Origin of the sequence: Streptomyces sp. NPDC058741, from assembly GCF_042746715.1 — a bacterium.
GTDB lineage: Bacteria > Actinomycetota > Actinomycetes > Streptomycetales > Streptomycetaceae > Streptomyces.
In genome coordinates, this window is record NZ_JBHYQH010000028.1 from 40,481 (window position 1) to 60,323 (window position 19,843).

General features: G+C 73.2%; 20 protein-coding genes and 3 pseudogenes. 13 read left to right on the plus strand and 10 right to left on the minus strand.

The window, feature by feature from the left end; all coding sequences use genetic code 11:
* The first annotated feature begins 560 nt into the window (after positions 1–560).
* The 4 genes and pseudogenes from ACFW6P_RS21840 to ACFW6P_RS21855 all read left to right on the plus strand — a co-directional run bounded on the left by ACFW6P_RS21840 (position 561) and on the right by ACFW6P_RS21855 (position 5,164).
* Entirely contained in the window at positions 561–1,889 is a 1,329-nt protein-coding gene (locus ACFW6P_RS21840; RefSeq protein ID WP_386356900.1) for a CAP domain-containing protein, read from the plus strand.
* 74 nt (positions 1,890–1,963) lie between these two features.
* Positions 1,964–2,641 (plus strand): AIM24 family protein, encoded by a 678-nt coding sequence (locus ACFW6P_RS21845; RefSeq protein ID WP_386356811.1) that lies wholly within the window; start codon positions 1,964–1,966, stop codon positions 2,639–2,641.
* Between the two features lies 1 nt (position 2,642).
* Positions 2,643–3,214, plus strand: a pseudogene (locus tag ACFW6P_RS21850) (pyridoxal-phosphate dependent enzyme); the annotation flags it as partial.
* A 294-nt stretch (positions 3,215–3,508) separates the two neighbouring features.
* The gene (locus tag ACFW6P_RS21855; protein WP_386356814.1) at positions 3,509–5,164 is read left to right on the plus strand and encodes a serine/threonine protein kinase; all 1,656 of its coding nucleotides are present in this window, start codon (positions 3,509–3,511) and stop codon (positions 5,162–5,164) included.
* Here the strand turns inward: ACFW6P_RS21855 and ACFW6P_RS21860 are convergent.
* Complete coding sequence (locus tag ACFW6P_RS21860) at positions 5,156–6,586, minus strand: serine hydrolase domain-containing protein (RefSeq protein WP_386356817.1); 1,431 nt, start codon at positions 6,584–6,586, stop codon at positions 5,156–5,158. The two genes, ACFW6P_RS21855 and ACFW6P_RS21860, sit on opposite strands and share 9 nt — an antisense overlap.
* Before the next feature lie 73 nt (positions 6,587–6,659).
* On the opposite strand from ACFW6P_RS21860, the gene ACFW6P_RS21865 reads away from it, so the two are divergent.
* Positions 6,660–7,631, plus strand: a complete 972-nt coding sequence (locus ACFW6P_RS21865; protein ID WP_386356820.1) for an LLM class F420-dependent oxidoreductase — start codon at positions 6,660–6,662, stop codon at positions 7,629–7,631.
* Here the strand turns inward: ACFW6P_RS21865 and ACFW6P_RS21870 are convergent.
* The gene (locus ACFW6P_RS21870) at positions 7,528–8,220 is read right to left on the minus strand and encodes a hypothetical protein (protein WP_386356823.1); all 693 of its coding nucleotides are present in this window, start codon (positions 8,218–8,220) and stop codon (positions 7,528–7,530) included. The genes ACFW6P_RS21865 and ACFW6P_RS21870 overlap by 104 nt on opposite strands.
* Before the next feature lie 348 nt (positions 8,221–8,568).
* Here ACFW6P_RS21870 and ACFW6P_RS21875 point away from each other — a divergent pair, with 348 nt between their 5' ends.
* Positions 8,569–8,994, plus strand: coding sequence for an SsgA family sporulation/cell division regulator (locus tag ACFW6P_RS21875; RefSeq protein ID WP_386356826.1), 426 nt, complete (start codon positions 8,569–8,571; stop codon positions 8,992–8,994).
* A gap of 30 nt (positions 8,995–9,024) precedes the next feature.
* Here ACFW6P_RS21875 and ACFW6P_RS21880 read toward each other — a convergent pair whose 3' ends face one another.
* On the minus strand, positions 9,025–9,522 hold the full coding sequence (locus tag ACFW6P_RS21880) for a DUF6328 family protein (protein ID WP_386356828.1): 498 nt from the start codon (positions 9,520–9,522) through the stop codon (positions 9,025–9,027).
* Positions 9,523–9,670: 148 nt separating this feature from the next.
* On the opposite strand from ACFW6P_RS21880, the gene ACFW6P_RS21885 reads away from it, so the two are divergent.
* Entirely contained in the window at positions 9,671–10,015 is a 345-nt protein-coding gene (locus tag ACFW6P_RS21885; RefSeq protein WP_386356831.1) for a hypothetical protein, read from the plus strand.
* A gap of 35 nt (positions 10,016–10,050) precedes the next feature.
* Here ACFW6P_RS21885 and ACFW6P_RS21890 read toward each other — a convergent pair whose 3' ends face one another.
* The 5 genes and pseudogenes from ACFW6P_RS21890 to ACFW6P_RS21910 all read right to left on the minus strand — a co-directional run bounded on the left by ACFW6P_RS21890 (position 10,051) and on the right by ACFW6P_RS21910 (position 14,390).
* Positions 10,051–11,034 (minus strand): aldo/keto reductase, encoded by a 984-nt coding sequence (locus tag ACFW6P_RS21890; protein ID WP_386356834.1) that lies wholly within the window; start codon positions 11,032–11,034, stop codon positions 10,051–10,053.
* Positions 11,035–11,139: 105 nt separating this feature from the next.
* Positions 11,140–11,985: pseudogene (locus tag ACFW6P_RS21895) on the minus strand (FAD-dependent monooxygenase).
* Between the two features lie 55 nt (positions 11,986–12,040).
* Positions 12,041–12,748, minus strand: coding sequence for a ribonuclease H (locus tag ACFW6P_RS21900; RefSeq protein WP_386356837.1), 708 nt, complete (start codon positions 12,746–12,748; stop codon positions 12,041–12,043).
* Positions 12,749–12,809: 61 nt separating this feature from the next.
* Complete coding sequence (locus ACFW6P_RS21905; protein ID WP_386356840.1) at positions 12,810–13,616, minus strand: VOC family protein; 807 nt, start codon at positions 13,614–13,616, stop codon at positions 12,810–12,812.
* 291 nt (positions 13,617–13,907) lie between these two features.
* The gene (locus ACFW6P_RS21910; protein WP_386356843.1) at positions 13,908–14,390 is read right to left on the minus strand and encodes a VOC family protein; all 483 of its coding nucleotides are present in this window, start codon (positions 14,388–14,390) and stop codon (positions 13,908–13,910) included.
* A 593-nt stretch (positions 14,391–14,983) separates the two neighbouring features.
* On the opposite strand from ACFW6P_RS21910, the pseudogene ACFW6P_RS21915 reads away from it, so the two are divergent.
* Together ACFW6P_RS21915 and ACFW6P_RS21920 are read left to right on the plus strand one after the other, a co-directional pair.
* A pseudogene (locus ACFW6P_RS21915) lies at positions 14,984–15,624 on the plus strand (ATP-dependent Clp protease proteolytic subunit).
* Entirely contained in the window at positions 15,624–16,226 is a 603-nt protein-coding gene (locus ACFW6P_RS21920; protein WP_386356846.1) for a ClpP family protease, read from the plus strand. The pseudogene ACFW6P_RS21915 and the gene ACFW6P_RS21920 overlap by 1 nt, the downstream one beginning before the upstream one ends.
* A gap of 21 nt (positions 16,227–16,247) precedes the next feature.
* On the opposite strand, the gene ACFW6P_RS21925 is transcribed toward ACFW6P_RS21920, so the two are convergent.
* The gene (locus ACFW6P_RS21925) at positions 16,248–16,664 is read right to left on the minus strand and encodes a helix-turn-helix domain-containing protein (protein WP_386356849.1); all 417 of its coding nucleotides are present in this window, start codon (positions 16,662–16,664) and stop codon (positions 16,248–16,250) included.
* 270 nt (positions 16,665–16,934) lie between these two features.
* Here ACFW6P_RS21925 and ACFW6P_RS21930 point away from each other — a divergent pair, with 270 nt between their 5' ends.
* The gene (locus ACFW6P_RS21930) at positions 16,935–17,822 is read left to right on the plus strand and encodes an RNA polymerase sigma factor SigF (protein ID WP_386356903.1); all 888 of its coding nucleotides are present in this window, start codon (positions 16,935–16,937) and stop codon (positions 17,820–17,822) included.
* A 138-nt stretch (positions 17,823–17,960) separates the two neighbouring features.
* On the opposite strand, the gene ACFW6P_RS21935 is transcribed toward ACFW6P_RS21930, so the two are convergent.
* Positions 17,961–18,425 (minus strand): ATP-binding protein, encoded by a 465-nt coding sequence (locus ACFW6P_RS21935; RefSeq protein WP_386356851.1) that lies wholly within the window; start codon positions 18,423–18,425, stop codon positions 17,961–17,963.
* A 180-nt stretch (positions 18,426–18,605) separates the two neighbouring features.
* Between ACFW6P_RS21935 and ACFW6P_RS21940 the strand changes: the two genes are divergently transcribed.
* From ACFW6P_RS21940 to ACFW6P_RS21950, 3 genes are read left to right on the plus strand one after another with little or no spacing between them, the layout of a single operon-like run.
* Positions 18,606–18,746, plus strand: a complete 141-nt coding sequence (locus tag ACFW6P_RS21940) for a hypothetical protein (RefSeq protein WP_386356854.1) — start codon at positions 18,606–18,608, stop codon at positions 18,744–18,746.
* The gene (locus ACFW6P_RS21945; protein ID WP_386356856.1) at positions 18,743–19,327 is read left to right on the plus strand and encodes a PRC-barrel domain-containing protein; all 585 of its coding nucleotides are present in this window, start codon (positions 18,743–18,745) and stop codon (positions 19,325–19,327) included. Before ACFW6P_RS21940 ends, ACFW6P_RS21945 begins: the two co-directional genes overlap by 4 nt.
* On the plus strand, positions 19,324–19,737 hold the full coding sequence (locus tag ACFW6P_RS21950; RefSeq protein ID WP_386356859.1) for a PRC-barrel domain-containing protein: 414 nt from the start codon (positions 19,324–19,326) through the stop codon (positions 19,735–19,737). The genes ACFW6P_RS21945 and ACFW6P_RS21950 overlap by 4 nt, the downstream gene beginning before the upstream one ends.
* Positions 19,738–19,843 lie beyond the last annotated feature (106 nt).

The following is a 19,843-nucleotide window of genomic DNA, read 5'->3' on the forward strand; positions in this document are numbered from 1 at the left end:
CGCGGCGCGGTGGCGGGGGCGTGCAGTGCGGGGCATCGTCGGCGCTCCTTCGGCCGGTCGGCGCGGGCAGGGGGTCTCGTGCGGCGAGGGGTCCCGCAGCCCAGTGCGACGCACGTGGACAGGGCCGCCAGGGCGGCGCGGTGGCGGGGGCGTGCAGTGCGGGGCATCGTCGGCGCTCCTTCGGCCGGTCGGCGCGGGCAGGGGGTCTCGTGCGGCGAGGGGTCCCGGGTGTCACGGTCCCACCGGGGTGATGCGGGCGCGTCGGGTCGTCCCGGCGTACCACGTGGCGGTGGCCCGTGCGTGGATCCGGTGCGGGGCGGCCGCGACGGGCCGGGCGTCTCGAGCACGACCGTCGGAGTACCCGGGTGGGCGCCGGTTCGACCCTCGTCCGGCCGACGCAGCGCCCGACGCGTCGGCCGGAGTGTGAGGACAGGGGTGACGCCGGATCGCCGTCCACGCCGGCGGGGGCGGCGGCTCCCCGGGCCGGCACGGGAACTCCGCTGCTCTCCGGGCCGTCCTTCCCGGTGGGCGGCAGGACGAGGGCAGGGGGGCGGGGCGTGGTGGAGGACTTGGTCCCCGGGGGCAATCTGGTGGTGCCGGGCGGCGCGGTGACCCTTCGTGTTCCCGGGCCGTTCGACGTGTCCGCGCTGGTCACGGACGACGGTGGAAAGGTCGCGGGCGACGGCGACTTCGTCTTCTACAACCAGCCGTCCGCCCCCGGGGCCCGGCTGCGCGGCGACACCCTCACCGTCGACCCGGCGCGGCTGCGGCCGGGCGCCACCCGGGTCACCGTCGCCGTCAGCCCCGCCGAGCCGGGAACCGCGCTCGGCGCGCTGCCCTCCCCCATGCTGCACGTCACCGCCGGGGGCCGGCCCCTCGCCCGGTTCGCTCCGCCGGGCCCGGACCGGGAGACGATCCTGCTGCTCGCGGAGCTCTACCGGCGCGGCGGCGGCTGGAAGCTGCGCGCCCTGGGCCAGGGCTACGCCGACGGACTGGCCGGGCTGGCACGGGACTTCGGGGTCGACGTCGTGGACGAGGCGCCCCCCGGACCGCCCGCGCCCCCACCCCCCACCGCCTCCGGCGCCGACGGTCCTCCGCCCTCCACGACCTCGGCCGCCGACGGACTCCTGGCGCCCATCAACTCCGCCCGGGAAAAAGCTGGTTCGCCCCCGCTCCGCCTGGACGAGCGGCTCCTCACCGCGGCCCGGGCCCACGCCACCGCCATGGCCGCCTCCGGCCGCCTCGGTGTCGAGACGCCCGACGGTGTCTCCGTCTACCAGCGCGTCACCGGCGCCGGGTACGCGTATCTGGCGGTCGGTGAGCATCTGGTGTCCGGGCCGCGCACCGCGGAGGAGTTCGTCGCGTACTGCCTGCGGGCGGCGGGGTCCCGCCGCACCCTGCGGGATCCGTCCTTCTCCCACGCCGGGGTGGCCCGCGTCCGCGACGGCTCCTCGGGGGACACCTACTGGACGGCGCTGTGGGCCAGGCCGTTCACGCCGGACGGGCTGACCGGCACGGCGGCGGCCGTCACCGACCTCACCAACCGGGAGCGCGGCCGGGCCGGGCTGCCGCCGCTGACCGTCGACGCGCACCTCACGGCGGCTGCGCAGGCGCACAGCGCCGACATGGTGACCCGCGCCTTCTACGCGCACACCGCGCCCGACGGCGGCAGGCCCCGGGACCGGGCCGCCGCCGCGGGCTCCACCCGGCGTGCGATCGGGGAGAACATCGCCTGCGGCCACCGTTCCCCCGCCGACGTCGTGGAGGGCTGGATGAACAGCCCCGGGCACCGGGCCAACATCCTCGAACCGGGCTTCACGCACCTCGGCGTCGGCTTCGCCGGCGGCGGCCGCGCGGGCAGCTACTGGACACAGCTCTTCGGGGGCTGACACCGCGCACCGCACCGCTTCTCACGCCGGGCGCGATCTTGGCGGAGGGGGAGGCTCCGGGCGAGGATGCCCGTATGAAGGGTGACCTCTTTTCCAGCGAGCACGTGGTCCGGCCGGCCGTCGCGGCGGGCATGGCGATCGAGAACGCCAAGTGCATCCGGTACACGGTGAACGGCGAGATGCTGGCACGGCAGGGCGCGATGGTCGCCCACCGCGGCACCCTGCAGTTCGAACGCAAGGGGCAGGGCGTCGGCGGCATGCTCAAGCGCGCGGTCACCGGCGAGGGGCTGCCGTTGATGGCGGTGCGCGGCCAGGGCGAGGCCTGGTTCGCGCACGAGGCGCAGAACTGTTTCGTCGTCGACGTCGAACCCGGCGACGAGTTCACCGTCAACGGCCGCCACGTGCTCTGCTTCGACGCCACGCTGTCGTACCGCATCGCGACGGTGAAGGGCTCCGGCATCACCGGCGGGGGCCTGTTCAACAGCGTCTTCGGCGGGCACGGCAAGCTGGGCCTGGTCTGCGAGGGCACCCCGCTGGTCCTGCCGGTCTCGCCCGGGTCCCCGGTGTACGTGGACACCGACGCGGTCGTCGGCTGGACCACGGGCCTGGAGACCTCCCTGCACCGCTCGCAGTCCATCGGCTCGATGCTGCGCGGCGGTTCCGGCGAGACCGTGCAACTGCTGCTCCGGGGCGCGGGGTACGTCGTCGTCCGGCCGAGCGAGGCGGAACCGCAGCGGCCCGGCCGGCAGTGAGACGGCACTCCGGGAGGAAGGACTGACCCTGGTCCACCCGTTCGACGACCCGGTGGTGATCGCCGGACAGGGCACGGCCGGGCTGGAGTTCGCCTCCGACGCCGGTGACCTCACCGACGTGCTCGTCAGGGTCGGAGGCGGCGGCCTGATCTCCGGTGTCGCCGCCGCGTTGCGGGCGCGCAGGCCCGGGGTGCGGGTGGGGGGCGTGGAGACCGAGGGCGCGCAGGCCATGTCCGAGGCGCTGGCGGCGGGCGGCCCGCGACCGGTGCCCCTGTCGTCGATCGTCTCCACGCTCAGCGCCCCGTCGGTGTCGCGGCTGACGTCCATGTGTCCGCCCTGGTCACCGAGGTGCTGGGGGCACCCGTGCCCGACCGGGAGGCGGTAAGGGGGTCGCTGGAGCTGGCCGACCACGCCGAGGTGTGGGCCGAACCGGCCGCCGGATGTCTGGTGCCCGCCGCCCGGCAGGTGCTGGAGCGCGTGGGCGAGGGGGCCCGGGTCGGTCTCGTGGTGTGCGGGGGCAACGCGACCACGGGCGACATGATGTCCTGGTCCCGGCGCTTCGGTCTGGGCTGAGGATGAGGGCGCTCCCGCGGAATCCCACGCCGAATTCGTCGTGGGGCACCGAGTCGGCCCTCGGCCCGCCTTCCTATTTACCGTCGGTTACCGGCAGGCGGGCGCCTGATGTCCGCATCGGCCGAGGTGAACGCCTACGAACCCGTCAAACGCCGTTTCCCATCGCACGCTTGCTCGCTTCTCTTGAATAGAAGACAGAAAAAGAGAAGGAGTTGCGCTCGGCTTGAACGCAGGAGCCCTCGCTTCCCGTACCTCTGGAAAAGGTGAGAGCCAGGTTTCCAGCGAGGGATGGCCATGGGCAGGGCGCACGTCTCCACACACCACTTGGTCGCCGGCCGGTACCGGCTGCTCGAGATCATCCAGCGCGAGACCAACCGCATCTGCTGGTACGCCGAGGACCTCGGTGCCGGCGAGGTCCCGCGCCCGTGCCTCGTCACGCAGGTCGGGCTCCCCGACGACCCCGTGGAGACCGAGCGCCGCGCCGCCGCCCGGCTGCTGCGCACGTCCGAGAGCATGGCGCTGCTGTGCCCCGGCCGGATCGCCACGGTCGTCGACGCCGTCGAGGAGGCGGGCGCCCTGTGGACGGTCCACGAATGGATCGACGGCACCCCGCTCGGGGAACTGCTCTCGGAGCAGGGGACGTTCAACTACGTGCGGGCCGCGCGCATCGGCCTTGAGGTGCTGGACGTGCTCGACGCGGCGCACGCGGAGGGCATCACCCACGGCGAGCTCAGCCCGGGCCAGGTGTTCGTCCGGCCGGACCAGTCGGTCGTCGTCACCGGCTTCGGCCTGGCCGGGGCGACCCTCGCCCCCCGGCTCACGGCGCCCGGGTACGCCTCCCCGGAGCAGGCCCGCGACGAACTCCTCGGCCCGGCGGCCGACCTGTGGGCGCTGGGCGCGCTCCTCTACACGATGGTCGAGGGGTGTCCGCCCTTCCGTGACCGGGGGCGTCCCGAGAACACCCTCAAGGGCGTCGACCGGCTGCCGCTGCGCACGCCGATGCGCGCCGGGCCGCTCACCCAGGCGGTACAGGGGTTGCTCCGCAAGGACTCACGGGAACGGCTGACCCGGCAGGTGGTGCGGGAGGCGCTGACCCGGGCGCTCAGCGAGGACCCCGACAGCGGCCTGGGCTCGGTGGCGGCCCCGCGACTGCGCGGCGGGTACTCCGCGCTGCGCCCGGGCGCTCCGGTCTGGAGCAGCCGGACCGTGATCGCGGGCACCGCCCTGGCGGTCGTCACGGTCGCCGTCGCCGTGCTCGCCGCGACCCAGGGGCTGCCCGGCGGAGACGCGGGCGGAGACGCGGCCGGCTCCCCGCCCCGGCCACCGGCCACCGCCGCCTCGCCGGGCGAGGGGACCGGCCGGGAGAGCCCCGGGCCGTCCGGCACGCCCAGCCCGACCGGCTCCCCCTCGGCCTCCGACGTTCCCTCCCCCGCGCCCACCGCCCCGCCCGCCACCCCCGAGCCGTCCGCCCCGGCCACCGCCCTGCCGGCCGGCTTCCGCCGCTACCGGGCGCCGGAGGGCTTCTCCGTCGCCCTGCCCGAGCACTGGACCCGGCTGGACACCGACCGCCAGGGCGACCTGGCGTACCGGGTCGTCTTCGGTGCCGAGGGCGACGCCCGCACCCTGGCCGTCACCTACAGCGCACGCGTCGGTCCGGACCCCGTGGCCGTCTGGCGGGACGAGGTCGAGCCGAACCTGCAGCAGTCCGGCCACTACCAGCGGATCGGCGAGATCCGGGCGACGACGTACCAGGGGCGGCAGGCCGCCGACATGGAGTGGCGTGCGGACGCCGACGGCACCCGGGTGCGCACCTTCGGCCGGGGCTTCCTGCTGGGCGAGGGCCGCAGCTTCTCACTGCGCTTCACCACGTTGGACGACGCGTGGGAGGACGAGGCGAACCAGGAGGGGCTGCGCACCTTCCTCAAGACGTTCCGGCCGGGTTCACAGTGAGCCGTGCGGTGCCCGCAGGGAGGTGAGCCGGCCCCCGTGCAGCGGCTCGGTGCACCAGCGCGCGGTGAGCGTCCTTCCGGGCAGGGAGCAGGTCAGCGCGAGGCGGTGCGGGGTCTCCAGGAACGCCACGTCCACGGCCAGCGTGCCGGCGTCGGTCCAGCCGCCGCTCACCGCGGTCGGCAGGGGCTCCTCGGCGACCGTCCAGCCGTCCCCTCCGATCCGCAGGTCCAGCCGGTCGCCGTCCCCGGCGAGCCTCAGCGTCCAGCCGTCCGGGTCCCGGGCGAGCGCGGCCGTCCGGACCAGGCCCGGGACGGGAGCCGTGAACTCGACGGCGGCCCACTCCGCCTCCCGGTCCGGCGGTGCGGTGCCGCCCGCGGCGGCCGGCAGGGCGAGCCGGCCCAGGCGTGCGAGCAGGCCGGCGTCGGCGGCGTCCCGTCCGGACAGCGGCGCGGGCCCGAAGGCGGGCAGCAGATGCTCCCAGACGAGGTTCAGCATCTCCTGCATCGCCTCGGTCGCCGCGGTCGTCGCGATCACCGCGTCGTGCTCGGGCAGCACCAGGCAGAACTGGCCGTAGGCGCCGTCGCCTCGGTAGCCGTGGCGGGACACCCAGAACTGGTGTCCGTAGCCCTGGTGCCAGTCCTGGCGGTCCGCCTCGCCCATGGCCCCGGCCGTCGGTGTGTGCGGGTACGAGGCGCGGGCGGCCCAGCCCTGCGGCAGCAGCCGCTCGCCGTTCCAGACCCCGTCACCGAGATACAGCTGCCCGAGCCGTGCCACGGCGTCGGTGGTGGCGTGCAGTCCGCTGAAGCCCAGCTCGCGGCCGGTGCGGTCCCGTCGCCAGAACACCTCGCCGATGCCCAGCGGATCCAGCAGCCGGGGCCGCAGGTACGCGCTGAGCGACTGCCCGGCCACGCGTTGCACGATCGCACCCAGGGTGTACGTGGTGGGCTGGTTGTAGGCGAAGACGGTGCCCGGGTCGCGCTCGGGCGGCTGCAGCAGGAAGCCCCGGACGGGTTCCGCCGGGTCCGTGCCGAAGGCCTCGTCGACGGTCTCGTGTTCGTGACCGCTGGCCATGGAGGCCACGTGCCGTACGAGCATGGCCCGGCTGCGCGGGTCGGTGATGTCGGCCTCGAACTCCGGGAAGTAGGAGATCACCGGGGCGTCGAAGTCGAGCAGACCCTCGGCCTCGGCGAGGGCGGCGGCGGTGCCGGTGAAGCTCTTGCTGAGCGAGTACAGCAGGTGCGGGCGGTCGGCGGTGTAGGGCGCCCACCAGCCGGACGCGACGAGATGCCCGTGCCGCATGATCATCAGGCTGTGCGGTTCGATGCCGGGGGCGGCTTCGAGGGCGTCGAGGAAGGCGTGGACGCCGCAGGCGTCGACACCCTGGGCTGCGGGGCCGGAGGACGGCAGGTCGGAAGCACTCATGGACGCATCCTGCCCCCGCGCGGGGACCTTGATCGAGTCGTTTCCCAGCCCGCTGCGAGGGGACCCGGCGCTCATGGTGCACATCGGATACACGATGATGACGGAGCAGGCCGGCCCCCGAGAGCTCGTCGACCACGTGGTGCGGGCCGAGGAGGCGGGCTTCGACTTCTCGGTGACCTCGGACCACTACTTCCCGTGGCTGCGCTCGCAGGGCCACTCGCCCTACGCGTGGGCGGTCCTCGGTGCGGCCGCCCAGGCCACGTCGCGCATCCCGCTGATGACGTACGTGACGTGCCCGACGTTCCGCTACCACCCCACGGTGGTGGCGCAGAAGGCGGCCACGCTGCAGTTGCTGTCCGAGGGCCGGTTCCGGCTGGGGCTCGGCTCGGGCGAGAACCTCAACGAGCACGTGGTGGGCGGCGGCTGGCCCTCCGTCGACGTGCGGCACGAGATGTTCGTGGAGGCCGTGGAGATCATCCGCGCCCTGCTCGACGGCGGCCACGTCAACCACCGCGGCACCCACTTCGACGTGGAGTCGGCTCGCCTGTGGGACCTGCCGGAGCAGGCCCCGCCGATCGGCATCGCGGTCTCCGGGGAGCGGTCCTGCGAACTGGCGGGCCGGCTCGCCGACCTGGTGATCGCCACGGAGCCCAAGGCCGGTCTGCTGGAGGCGTTCGACCGGCACGGCGGCGCGGGCAAGCCCCGCGTGGGCCAGCTCCCGGTCTGCTACGACCCCGACCGGGACGCGGCGATCAAGCGGGCCCACTCCCAGTTCCGCTGGTTCGGCAACGGCTGGAAGGTCAACTCGGAGCTTCCCCACCCGGACTCCTTCGAGGCGGCGACCCGGTTCGTCCGGCCCGACGACGTCGCCGGCTCCATCCCCTGCGGTGACGACCCGGACGCGTTCGTGGAGGCCGTCCGCCCCTACGCCGAGGCGGGGTTCACCGAGGTCGCCCTGGTGCAGATCGGCGGCGAGTCGCAGCCGGCGTACCTCGACTGGTCGGAGAAGACCCTGCTGCCCGCGCTGCGGAAGGCTCTCGGCTGAGGTCCTCCACCAGCGCCTCGACGGCCTGCTCGACGAGTCGAGCCCTCCGGTAGGGAGGGCTCTTCCTCACGAGCGCGCTCATCCGCTGCGCCTCCTCGGTGGTCGGCAGGAACCCGGCCAGCAGGACGGGCAGCAGCAGACGCCGCACGAGCACCTCGCCGGGGGGTGTGACCTCCGGCCGGCGCACCACCGACACGTTCACGCGGACCGCGTGCTCGTTGCCCGGCGGGACGCCCGGCCGGTCCGTCTCGATCGCGGCGTAGCGGAAGCCGTGCGCCAGGTCGCAGGCCGGGCAGCCGGCCGGGCCGCGGGCCGGCCGGCCGCCGCAGTCGGGGCACACCAGCCGGTCGAGCGCGGCGTCCACCACCCGCCAGTCGTGCCGGTCGGGTTCCGCCGCGACCATCTCGGCCAGCACCCGCTCCTGCTCACCGCCGGCGGCGTCCCACCGCCGCACGAAGGCGGCCCACTCCTCCTCCACGAGGCCGTCCACCAGGTCGCGGCAGGCCGCGCAGGCGGGGGCGCCGCCGTACTCGTATCCGCCGCATTCCGCACAGCGGCGCGGCGCCGCTCCGACCTCGGGTCGCACCATGCGGACATCGTCCCCCACCCGCCGCGGGGCTTGGTAACGGTTTTCGGCCCGGGCGGCGCGGACGGTGAAGGCCGAGGTCAGCGGGTACCGCCGGGCTTCCGTCCGCACCTCGTGCCCTCCGATCGAACCGGAGGAGGCGTGAAGGTCTTCGAGGACCTGACCTTTCGACCACGCCGGGGACTTCCACGAGGACGACGTGGTCAGGCGCCTGGAGGAGCTGCAACGCGCCGGGGCCGCCTGCGTCCGGTCCCTGCGCGGTGCCCGCGGGAATCGACCGGAGGGCGGAGCATCAGATGAGGAACGGGGGTACTAGAGGGCTCTACGTCGGTTCTTCCCGGAGGCCTCCTCGTGAACTCGTTCGTCCACAAGTCCCTGGTGGTGCTGCTGCAGGCAGGTGACTCGGACCGCTTCTCCGTCCTCGCCCACCTGAGCTACGACACCTCGGACCCGTTCGCCGTCACCGTGGTCTTCAGCCACGGCGGACGGGTGCTCGCCCGGTGGCAGCTGGACCGGGAGATGCTCGGTGACGCGCTGCGGCGTCCGGTCGGGACAGGAGACGTGCGGATGCGCCCCGAGTCGCGCGGCCTGTGGCAGGAGCTGCGCATGGAGTTCTTCGGCGACGCCCGGCCCGACGGCGGCCGTCACCACGCGGTGGTGTTCGCGTGGGCCCCGGCGTTCGCGGCGTTCCTGCGGGAGACGCACGAGCTGGTGCCGCCCGGCCACGAGACGGTCCATGTGGACGACTTCCTTGCGGACGTCATCGCCGGAGGCTGACCCGGCGGTGCGCAGGAGCGGCAGCCCGCCTCACTGGGAGGTGTAGCGGTACCGCGTCCACATCGGCAGGACGAACCAGCACAGCAGGTACCAGCCGACCACTCCCGCGACGAGGTAGGGCACGAACCCGTCGTGCGTGGCCACGCGCAGGATCAGCAGCAGTGAGGCGGTCGTCGTGGCGAGGAGCAGCAGGAGGCCGAGCAGCGTCAGCCGGGAGGCGACCCGCACCGCCTGGGGCTTGATCTGCCGCCCGGAGACGAGGCGGTGCAGGGACACCGGCCCGATGAGCGCCCCGGTGGCGCAGGCGCCCAGGACAACCGTGACGAGGTAGATCGTCTGATCGGTGCCGGTCAGGTCGTCGTACTTCTCCGTGAAGACGACCGTCAGCAGGAAGCCGAACAGGATCTGCACCCCCATCTGGGCCACACGGACCTCCTGGATGAGCTCCTGCCACATCCGGTCCGCTCTCTCCTCCTCGGTCTCGTTGCGCCCCCGGCGCCTGGCCCCGCCCTCTGCCACCTCGGACACGGCTCCTCCTGGTGTGAAACCCGAATCCCTCCTCACCCGTGTGCCCCGTAACGGGGCATCGTCTCGAACCGGGTGACGGTTTGACCGGTCAGGGGACGGTTACACGGAGGGCCCTGGAGGACGCACAGCGCGAGGAGGTCGTGGACGCATGTCCGGAACACAGCTCACGGTGACGCTCAGCGGCGGAGGCGCCGACGACGCACGCACGGTAGTCCGGGCTCTGGAGGGCGCCTTCGGTGCGCCGGACGAGCTTCCCGGCGACGAGAACGCGACGGTGCGCACGGCCACCTTCGAGGGTGGCGCGCCCGGAGGTGAGGGCGGGAGCGCCGGGGAGGGCGGGCGCCTGTCCGCCCCGGTGACGGTGACCGTGCAGGGCTCCCCGGAAGCGGTGCGACGGGCCAGCGACACCCTCGCCCGGGCCTTCACGACCCGCGACGACGGCGCCGCCTCCGGCGACCAGGAGCAGGAGCGGCAGCTGCTGCTGGTGCCGTGAGTGCGGAGGTCACACGGCAGCGCCGACGGCGGGCGTCACCAGCGCGACTCCACCTGGTCCTTGATCCGGCGCTCGTAGAGGTCGCGGATCGCGGTGAGCGTCTCGGCGGGCAGCTCCGGCAGCCGGGCGGCGGCGGCGTTGGCCCGGGCCTGCTCGGGTGAGCGGGCACCGGGGATCACGGTCGTCACGCCGGGCTGCTCGATGATCCAGCGCAGGGCCAGCTGGGCGGGGGTGTACCCCCCGGGGGCGAGCGCGGCGAACTCGGCGGCGGCCTCGACTCCGGTGCCGTAGTCGACGCCGGAGAAGGTCTCACCCACGTCGAAGGACTCGCCGCGCCGGTTGTAGGTGCGGTGGTCGTTCTCCGGGAAGACGGTGTCCCGCGTGTACTTGCCCGACAGCAGGCCGGAGGCCAGCGGGACCCGGGCGATGATGCCGACGCCCGCCTCCCGGGCGGCCGGGAGCACCTCGCGCAGGGGCTTCATGCGGAACGGGTTGAGGATGATCTGCACACTGGCCACGTTCGGCCGGGCGATGGCGGTCAGTGCCTCCGCGCAGGTCTCGACGCTGACGCCGTACGCGGCGACGCGCTCCTCCTCGACCAGGGTGTCGAGGGCGTCGAACACCTCGTCCCTGGAGTACACGGGCGTCGGCGGGCAGTGCAGCTGCACCAGGTCGATCCGGTCCACACCGAGGTTGCGGCGGGAACGGTCGTTCCAGTCGCGGAAGTTGCCGAGGACGTAGTTCTCGGGGATCTGGTCGACCCGGCGGCCCATCTTGGTGGCGACCATGACGTTCAGGTCCGGGCGCCCGCCGAGGAACGCTGCGATGGTCTGCTCGCTGCGGCCGTCGCCGTACACGTCGGCGGTGTCGAAGAAGGTCACGCCGGATTCGGCGGCCGCCTCCAGCACCGCCAGGGCTTCCTTGTCGTCGACGTCGCCCCAGTCGGCACCCAGCTGCCACGTACCGAGACCGACGACGGAAGCGTGCTGATCCGACCGGTCGAATGTGCGCTCGTCCATGGGCGCCAGTCTGTCATCCGCCGCCGCGGGGTGCGGAAGGTGTCACTCCGGACCGCTTCCCCGGTGCATTCACTCGCATGAGTGAAGAGGAGCGACAGGTTCGTGTCACGTGCCGCCCCGGGCGGTGAGCGGCTGCTCCCGGGAGGAGAGCGAGCGAGCGTGGACGCTCCTGGCGACCTTGGGCCCCAGCCAGCGCTTGAAACGGCGCAGGGTCTCCAGCTGTCCGGCCACGCGGTCGAGCCGGTAGTACAGCTGCGGCGGGACGTAGGGCAGCAGGGGCGAGTGACGCTGGCCGAGCAGGGCGAACATGCGCTCCGGCGGCAGCTGGATGTAGCGCGGCAGGTTCTCGTACCACTGGGCGCTGGAGCGGGCCGCGCTCTGCACCGGCAAGCAGGGCCGCCCTGCGTTCGCGCTCGTAGCGGGCCAGGGCCTGGGGGAGCGCCGGCTGCTCGTGGAGCGCGGCGGCGAGGGCCGTGGCGTCCTCCAGTGCGAGGGTGGTGCCGGCACCGATGGAGTAGTGCGTGGTGTGGGCGGCGTCACCGAGCAGGACGAGGCCGCCGTGGTGCCAGGTGTCGTTCGTGAGGGTGCGGAAGGTCTGCCAGGCGTCGGAGGGCAGGTCGCCGGGCGTGATCTCGCGCTCGTACTCAGGCGCACCCCGAGCTCGCGGGCCCGGGCGGCGAGGATCTCCAGCAGGCGGTGCCGGCCGATGCCGTGCCCCTCGTCACCGCTGTGCCGGGTCGTCAGATCCCGGACGCGGGCGACGCCGTCGCGCCACCGGACGGAGCCGGCGTCCAGGGCGCGCGCCGACTCCGGGTCCCGCTCGTGGAGCCGGTCGAGCAGTTCGCGCCAGTACGTCACGCCCCAGCCGTAGGTCGAGCCCTCCGGGTCGCGTGCGTAGACGGTGATGTCGTGGGACGGGTCCTGCCTCTTGAGCAGGATCGAGAGATACAGAGCGAGCCCTGCGGACCTGCTGGACCACACGCCGTTCTACACGTTCGACGGCTGATCAGACGGCCGCGCCGGTGCGGCACTCCGGGTGGCCCCAGCCGCTGTCGTTCTTGGCGATGGACTCGCCCGCCGCGTACGGGCGGCCGCACTGGCAGCGGCCGGGGAACTTGGCCTTGATCGTGCGCGAGGAGCCCTTCGAGGGCTTCGCGCTGCGGGCCGAGGCGGTGCGCGAGCGGGGCCGCGGGGCCTTCGCGGAGGTGTCCGGGGCGGGCGGCGGCTCGGGGGAACCGAGGGCGCTGCCCGCGGGCTCCTGGACGATGGCGGCCTGGCTGGCGGCGCGGTCCGCGAAGTCGTTGAGCCGGTCGCCGTCGACCTGGTGGGCGGGCACGTAGCGGAACTCGACCGAGCGGCCGTCGAGGAGCTCGTCGATGCGCACGACGAGCTCCCGGTTGGCGACCGGCTTGCCGGCGGACGTCTTCCAGCCGTTGCGTTTCCAGCCGGGCAGCCAGGTGGTGACGGCCTTCATCGCGTACTGGGAGTCCATCCGGATCTCCAGCGGCACGTCCGGGGCGACGGCCGCGAGCAGGCGCTCCAGCGCGGTGAGTTCCGCGACGTTGTTGGTGGCCCTGCCGAGCGGGCCGGCCTCCCAGCGCTCGGGGCTCTCCGAGGGGTCGGCGATCACCCAGGCCCACGCCGCGGGACCCGGGTTTCCCTTCGAAGCCCCGTCGCACGCGGCCACCACACGTTCACGCATGGGATCGATCATGCCATGGCCGCGCGGGCTCTCCGGCCCCGAGGGACGGGATCCCGGGAGGCCACGCGCCGAGCTAGCCGACTTCGGTCAGCTTCGGCATCTCCCCCTCGGTCGTCGTGGGGTCGATGACCGAGAAGTGCGCGCCCTGCGGGTCGCTGATCGCGGCGAACCGGCCGAACGGCATGGTCATCGGGCCGAACCGCAGCGCACCGCCGAGCCCGGTGGCCCTGGCCACGGCTTCGTCGCAGTCCTCGACCGCGAAGTAGACGTTGATGTACGGCGGCACCTCGGGCGGGAAGTCCTCCGTCATCCTCATCCGGCCCAGCACGTGGCTCTCGCCGAGGTCGTAGACGCGGAGGTCCGTCCGGTCGTCCTCCATGTCCCGTTGCCGGTAGGGGAAGACGGCGGGGAAGAACGCGTCGGACCTCTCGGGCTCGCGGGTGAAGATCTCCGCCCAGATGTAGGCGCCGGGCTCACCGGTGGCCTCGAAGCCCTCGTGACGGCCGGCCTGCCACACGCCGAAGACGACACCGCCCGGGTCGCGGGCCAGGCACATGCTGCCGAAGTCGCCGACCCGCATGGGCTCCATGAGCACCTGCCCGCCGTTCGAGCGGATCCGCTCCGCGGTGGCGGAGGCGTCCTGGGCCGCCAGGTACAGGCACCACTGGGACGGGGCCTCCTCGCCGTCCTGGCCGGGCATGGGCGGGACGACGGCGGCGACGGCCTTGCCGTCGGCGTAGGCCTGGGTGTAGTTGCCGTACTGGGACGACGACTCGCCGAAGGTCCAGCCGAGGACGTCGCCGTAGAAGCTCTTGGCGCCGTCGAGGTCGCTGAACATCGCGTCGGCCCAGCAGGGGGTTCCTTCGGGTTGCACGGCCATGGCTGCGCCCTCTCCGGACGGGTGAACGGGCCCTTTCCCCACGCTAGTCACCGGCGGACCGGCCCGCGCGCCGAAGCCCGGCGGACGTCTTCCTCCCCGGGACGGGGCTGCGCTTGCCTGAGGGCCGTGTCGTGGCCGGGGCGGGAGTTGCCGTATGCGCACGAGGTGGGTCGTGGGGGTCGTGCTGGGCGGGCTGCTGCTCGGCGGGTGCGGGGACCCGGCGTCCGCGCCAGAGGAGCCGGCACCGGCCGCACCACGCCCGAGCCGGGCCCGCCCCGGCCGGTCGCGGTGTCACTCCCCGGCGTACGCCTGGTCCAGGGCGGCGATGTCGAACTTGCCCATCGCCATGAACGCCCCGGTCACCCGGGCCGCCTTCGCCGGGTCCGGGTCGGTGATCATGGCGTCCAGCCGGTCCGGGACGACCTGCCAGGAGACGCCGTAGCGGTCTTTGAGCCAGCCGCATGGTCCGGGCTCGCCGCCGTTCTCGATGAGCTTGTCCCAGTAGTAGTCGATCTCCTCCTGGTTCTCGCAGAAGATCATGAAGGAGACCGCCTCGTTGAAGCGGAACTGCGGTCCGCCGTTGAGCCCGAGGAAGCGGTGGCCGTTGGCCGTGAACTCGACGGTCATCACGCTTCCGGCCGGCTGCATCGCGCCCTCGGGGTAGTGGGCGATCTTGCCGATGCCGGAGTTCTTGAAGACCGAGACGTAGAAGTGGGCCGCCTCCTCGGCCTGGCCGTCGAACCAGAGACAGGTGGTGAAGCCGTCGGACGCCATGGGTTCCTCCGTAAGTTGTCGGGTGGCCCGGGAGGGCCGGATGTGGCTTATGGGGTCTTGCCTTCAGTGGCTTCCCAGGAGTGGCCGTCCGGCTCTCCGGGGCGCCCTGGCTGCTGATCGAGATGTGCGTCACTGTCCTCGGTGTGTGGACCTCCACACACCGCGAAACTCATCGGCCCGCGCCCGGCGGCACTTCGGACGGCCCGTACACCGGGGCGAACCGGCAGCTCACGAACCGTGAAGGACGGGGCGACCGTCCACTTCGCGCACGCACGCTCCCCGGAACCGCACGCAACCCGGCCGGGTCCTGACTGCGGCTGTGGCACGAGTGGAGCGCACGGGGGACCTGGTGCGCCGGACGGAGTCCGACCGCGGCGGGCACGTCGCGGCGATGGCGGAGCCGGACCGCTGGCGGGTGATGTCCGGGCGTTCTTGCGGCGGTTGCGCGGGAACGGCTGTGCCCGGCGCTCTGCCGGCAGCGGATCTGCCCAGGGCAGAGATAGCGGCCGCGGGCGTCGTGGGAGGCCGACAGTGGGGTCGACGGCACGCACCGCGGAGGTCCCGCGGTGGGTGCGCCACGACGAGGAGGACCGATGACTCCACTCACGACACTCGCCCCGCGGGCGGAGGAGGGCGACACCCCTCCGACCCGCTTCGACGACCAGCTGGCCGCCCAGTTGCTCGCGCAGCGCATCGTGCTGCTCGGCACCCAGGTCGACGAGGTCTCCGCGAACCGGGTCTGCTCCCAGTTGCTCATCCTGTCCGCCGAGGACCCGCGCACCGACATCAGCCTGTACATCAACAGCCCCGGCGGCGCGGTGCACGCGGGCCTCGCCATCTACGACACGATGCGGCTCATCCCAACGACGTGTCGACCCTGGCCATGGGCTTCGCGGCCAGCATGGGCCAGTTCCTGCTCAGTGTCGGCGCGCCCGGCAAGCGCTACGCCCTGCCGAACGCACGGATCATGATGCACCAGCCGTCCGCCGGCATCGGCGGCACCACCGCGGACATCGAGATCCAGGCGGAGAACCTGGAGTTCACCAAGCGGACCATCGAGCGGATCACCGCCGAGCACACCGGGCAGAGCCCGGAGACGATCTCCGGGGACGGCGACCGGGACCGCTGGTTCACGGCCGAGGAGGCCAGGCAGTACGGCATGGTGGACCGGGTCGTGGAGTCCCTCGCGGACGTCCGCCCGGCGGCGACGCGACGCAGGATGGGGCTGCAGTGATGGGGACCTACACGATTCCGAACGTCATCGAGCGCACCCCGCAGGGCGAGCGGTCCTTCGACGTCTTCAGCCGGCTGCTGAACGAGCGGATCATCTTCCTCGGCACCGAGATCGACGACGGCGTCGCCAACGTCGTCGTCGCGCAGCTGCTCCATCTGGAGTCCTCGTCCCCGGAGAGCGAGATCGCGGTCTACATCAACTCACCCGGCGGCTCGTTCACCTCGCTCATGGCGATCTACGACACGATGTCGTACGTCAGGGCACCGATCTCGACGTGCTGCGTGGGTCAGGCGGCCTCCACCGCGGCCGTGCTGCTGGCCGGCGGTGACCCCGGCCGGCGGTTCGTGCTGGAGCACGCGCGCGTGCTGCTCGGCCAGCCGGCGAGCGGAGGGCAGCGCGGGATGGTGTCCGACCTGGCTCTGCAGGCCAAGGAGATGGTGCGGATCCGCTCCCAGGTCGAGGAGGTGCTGGCGCGGCACACCCACCACGACGTGGCGGCCCTGCGGGCCGACATGGACCGCGACAAGGTGTACACCGCGCAGGAGGCGGTGGCCTACGGACTGGCGGACGAGGTGCTCAGCCGGCGCCTCGAGACGGTCTGAGGCGCCGGCCCGGAAGCGGCCTCAGGCCGCCAGACACAGTCCGTCGTGCGAGGACGGGGACGCCGCCCCGCGGCGGCCGCCGCCCGCGTACCGCGAGGTGACGCGGGTCAGCTCGCCCTGGACCCGGGCCAGCAGGTCGCCGAGGCCCAGCCCGAGGGCGTGGGCGGCGGCCGCGAGGACCTCCGAGGAGGCCTCCTTGCGGCCGCGCTCCACCTCCGAGAGGTACGGCATGGAGATCCGGGCCTCGTCGGCGACGTCCTTCAGCGTGCGCTCCTGCGCGAGGCGCTCGCGGCGCAGGACGTCCCCCACCAGGTGGCGCCAGAGGGGCTCCTTCACCGCGGGTGTGGGAGGCCCCTGACGCGCCGGGGCGGGCACGGGGCGCGGGCCGTGCGGGCGCAGGGAGACGACTCGGGCTTCGTTCGGCACGTGATCGGTCACCGCCCCAGCCTAGGAATCACGCCCGCCGGGGGAAGGGTCCGGCGTTCCGTCCTGGGTGGAATCACCGGAACCCGAGCCTCCGGTGCCGGGACCAGGGAGGTCGCCCTGCTTGCTCTGGGTCACTCGATGGGGTGAGGATGGTCCGGCGGGCTCGCGCGCACCGCCGTTTCACCTCTCGAGAAGTCGGGGGGCATGGTGTGCGCAGACCCGGGTACCCGCAACCCGGAAGGACCTAGGCAGATGTCCGCCGTGACTTTCGTGGGAGAGGTAATGGAGACCGCCGTGATCCGGTCGAAGGCACAGGCCGCCGAGAAGAACGCCGAGGCCAGCACGGGTGACGGAGCACTGCCGGGAGTCGTTGACCCGCGTTCCGTGGCCCCCCGGGACGCCCGGGAGCTGTCCCGCCGGTTCTTCCAGCGCCTGACGGAGCTGGAAGAGGGCACGCACGAGTACCAGTACGCGCGCAACACGCTCATCGAGATGAACATGTCGCTCGTGCGGTTCGCGGCCGGCCGCTTCCGTGGGCGCGGCGACGACATGGAGGACATCGTCCAGACCGGCATGATCGGCCTCATCAAGGCCATCGACCGGTTCGAGCTGTCGCGCGAGGTCGAGTTCACCTCCTTCGCACTGCCGTACATCGTGGGCGAGATCAAGCGGTTCTTCCGGGACACGACGTGGGCCGTGCACGTGCCGCGGCGGCTGCAGGAGCTGCGCGTGGAGCTGGCCAAGGCCCGCGAGGAGCTCGCGAGCCGGCTGGACCGCGAGCCGACCGTCGCGGAGCTGGCCACGCTGATGAACATCTCCGAGAGCCAGGTCGTCGAGGGGCAGATCGCGGCGAACGGGTACAACTCGTCGTCGCTGGACGCGGCTCTGACCGGTGACGGCCCCGAGGGCGGCGAGGCCGTGCTGGCCGACTTCATCGGCGTGGAGGAGGACGGGCTGCGGCTGGTCGAGGACTTCCACTCGCTGGCCCCGCTGATGGCGGAGCTGAGCGAGCGCGACCGGCAGATCATCCACATGCGGTTCGTGGAGGAGGCCACCCAGGCGGAGATCGGTGAGCGGCTCGGATGCTCCCAGATGCACGTCTCCCGCCTGATCAAGCGGATCATCACCCGCCTGCGTCAGGGCATGCTGGGCGAACTGGGATGCGCCTGACGGCCTCGGCCGTCGAAACGGCGGGTGCCGTCCCACGTGCGGGAGTGGGGCGGCACCCGTATGTGTGTGTCCGCGTGCGGCGCGCACCACACGGGTCCCGCGCCGGCGACGTGGGTCCCCGGCGCCAGGGTGTGAGGCTCACCGACCGCCGGGGCCGGTCAGCGCCAGCACGGCGCGCACCCGCTTGCCCACCGGCACGCGTTCCACGCTGACCTCCTCGGCCAGGGCGTGCACGATCTCCAGCCCGTGCCGGCCGATGCGCTCGGGGTTGCGGGGGAAGACGCGGGGCAGGGCGGAGCTGCTGTCGTAGACCGACACCGTCACCGCGGTGTCGGTGCCGACGAGCTCCAGGATGTACGGCCCGCTGCTGTGGCGGTCGGCGTTGGTGACCAGCTCGCTCACCACCAGCTGCACGGCGCCGTCGACGCGCTCGTCGATGTCGGCACACCACTCGGTCCTGAGCTGCTCGAGGAAGAGCGCGGCGAAGCACCGCGCCTCGGCGATGCAGCCCTGCTCGCCGGAGTAGTGTGCGGCCCGCCACAGCGGTTCCACGGGCACGTCGAAACCAGTCGGTATCACTGCCCCGTCCAGGTGGTCGATCATGGGTTTCTCTCTGGGAAGCCGGACTGGCCGGACGCTCTGCACAGTGCTCGTACCCCGAGCCGCGCGTCGCAGTCCTGACAGAACGTCGCCGGTCCGGTGCCGGGGGCATTCTCCCCCGTGGGCGGGGCACCCGGACAGCAGGGCCGGCCAAGGGGCCGGACCTGATCGTGGAGGTGTGCGGTGGCCTGGTGGATGTGGCTGGTCGTGGTGGTCGCGGCGCTCGCCGCCGTCCTCATGGTGACGCTCGCCGTGCAGGCCGGGCGGCGGTCGGGGACGGTCATCGCGGTGCGGCGCAGGCCCGGCGGGAAGGGCGTGCGATGAACGAGCTGATGGCGGCGCGGAGCCTGACGACCCTGCCGGTGGTCACGCTGGACGGTGACGCCGTCGCGCAGGTCAAGGACACCGTCTTCGACCCCGCGGCGGGGCGCGTCACCGGCTTCACGCTGAGCGGCCGCGGCCTGCTGTCGGGGCCGCTGAAGCAGAGCCTGCCCTGGGCGGGCGTGCACGCGCTGGGCCGGGACGCGGTCATGGTCCGCGACGCCCACGCGCTGCAGGACACGTCCGTCGTCGTGGCGCGCCGTGAGGCCCGGCAGGGGCGGCTGCTGCACGCGACGGTGCTGACCGACGACGGCGCGGAGGTCGGGACGGTGCTCGACGTGATCGTCGAGGGCGGCACCAGCGGCCGGGTCGTGGGCTTCCGGATCGCGGCGGGCAAGGCGCTGGTGCAGGGCTCCCGGCGTCGGCGGCACCGGGTGTACGTGCCGCGCGGCGAGACGCTCGCCGTCTCGGGCCGGGCGCTGGTGATCCCGGCGGACGCCACCCGTTACGTCGCCGACGACCTGGCGGGCTTCGTCGCCCGGATCGGTGCCTACCGGGACGAGCGGAAGGGGACGCCGTCGTGATGCTGCTCTCGCAGGCGCGGGGCCTGCCCGTGCTGACGCTCCAGGAGGCGGAGGAGATCGGCACCGTGCGGTCGCTGACGGTCGACGCCGCGTCCGGTGCGGTCACCCATGTCCGGGTGCGGGGGCGGCACCGCAAGGACACGGTGCTGCCCTGGGGCGCCCTGCACGCCGTGGGCCCGGACGCCGTGCTGGTGCGCTCGGCCGCTCCTCCCGTCGCGGTGCCGCCGCACCACGAGATGCAGGGTCTGAGGATCCTCGCCGAGACCGGCGACTGGCTGGGCACGGTCCAGGACGTCGCGTTCGCACCGGACACCGGCCGTGTCGAGGCGGTCCGCACCACGGAGGGCGACCTGCCGGCCGACCGGCTGCTCGGGCTCGGCGACTACGCCCTGGTGGTGCGGGCCGCCTGAGCGGGACCGGCCCGGGTCGGGAGGCCGGTGACTGCTCCGTGGGCCGCCGGTGCCGCTCCCCGTGGTGCTGTCGGGCGGGGGCGGGGAGTGCGCCTGCGACGTGGGC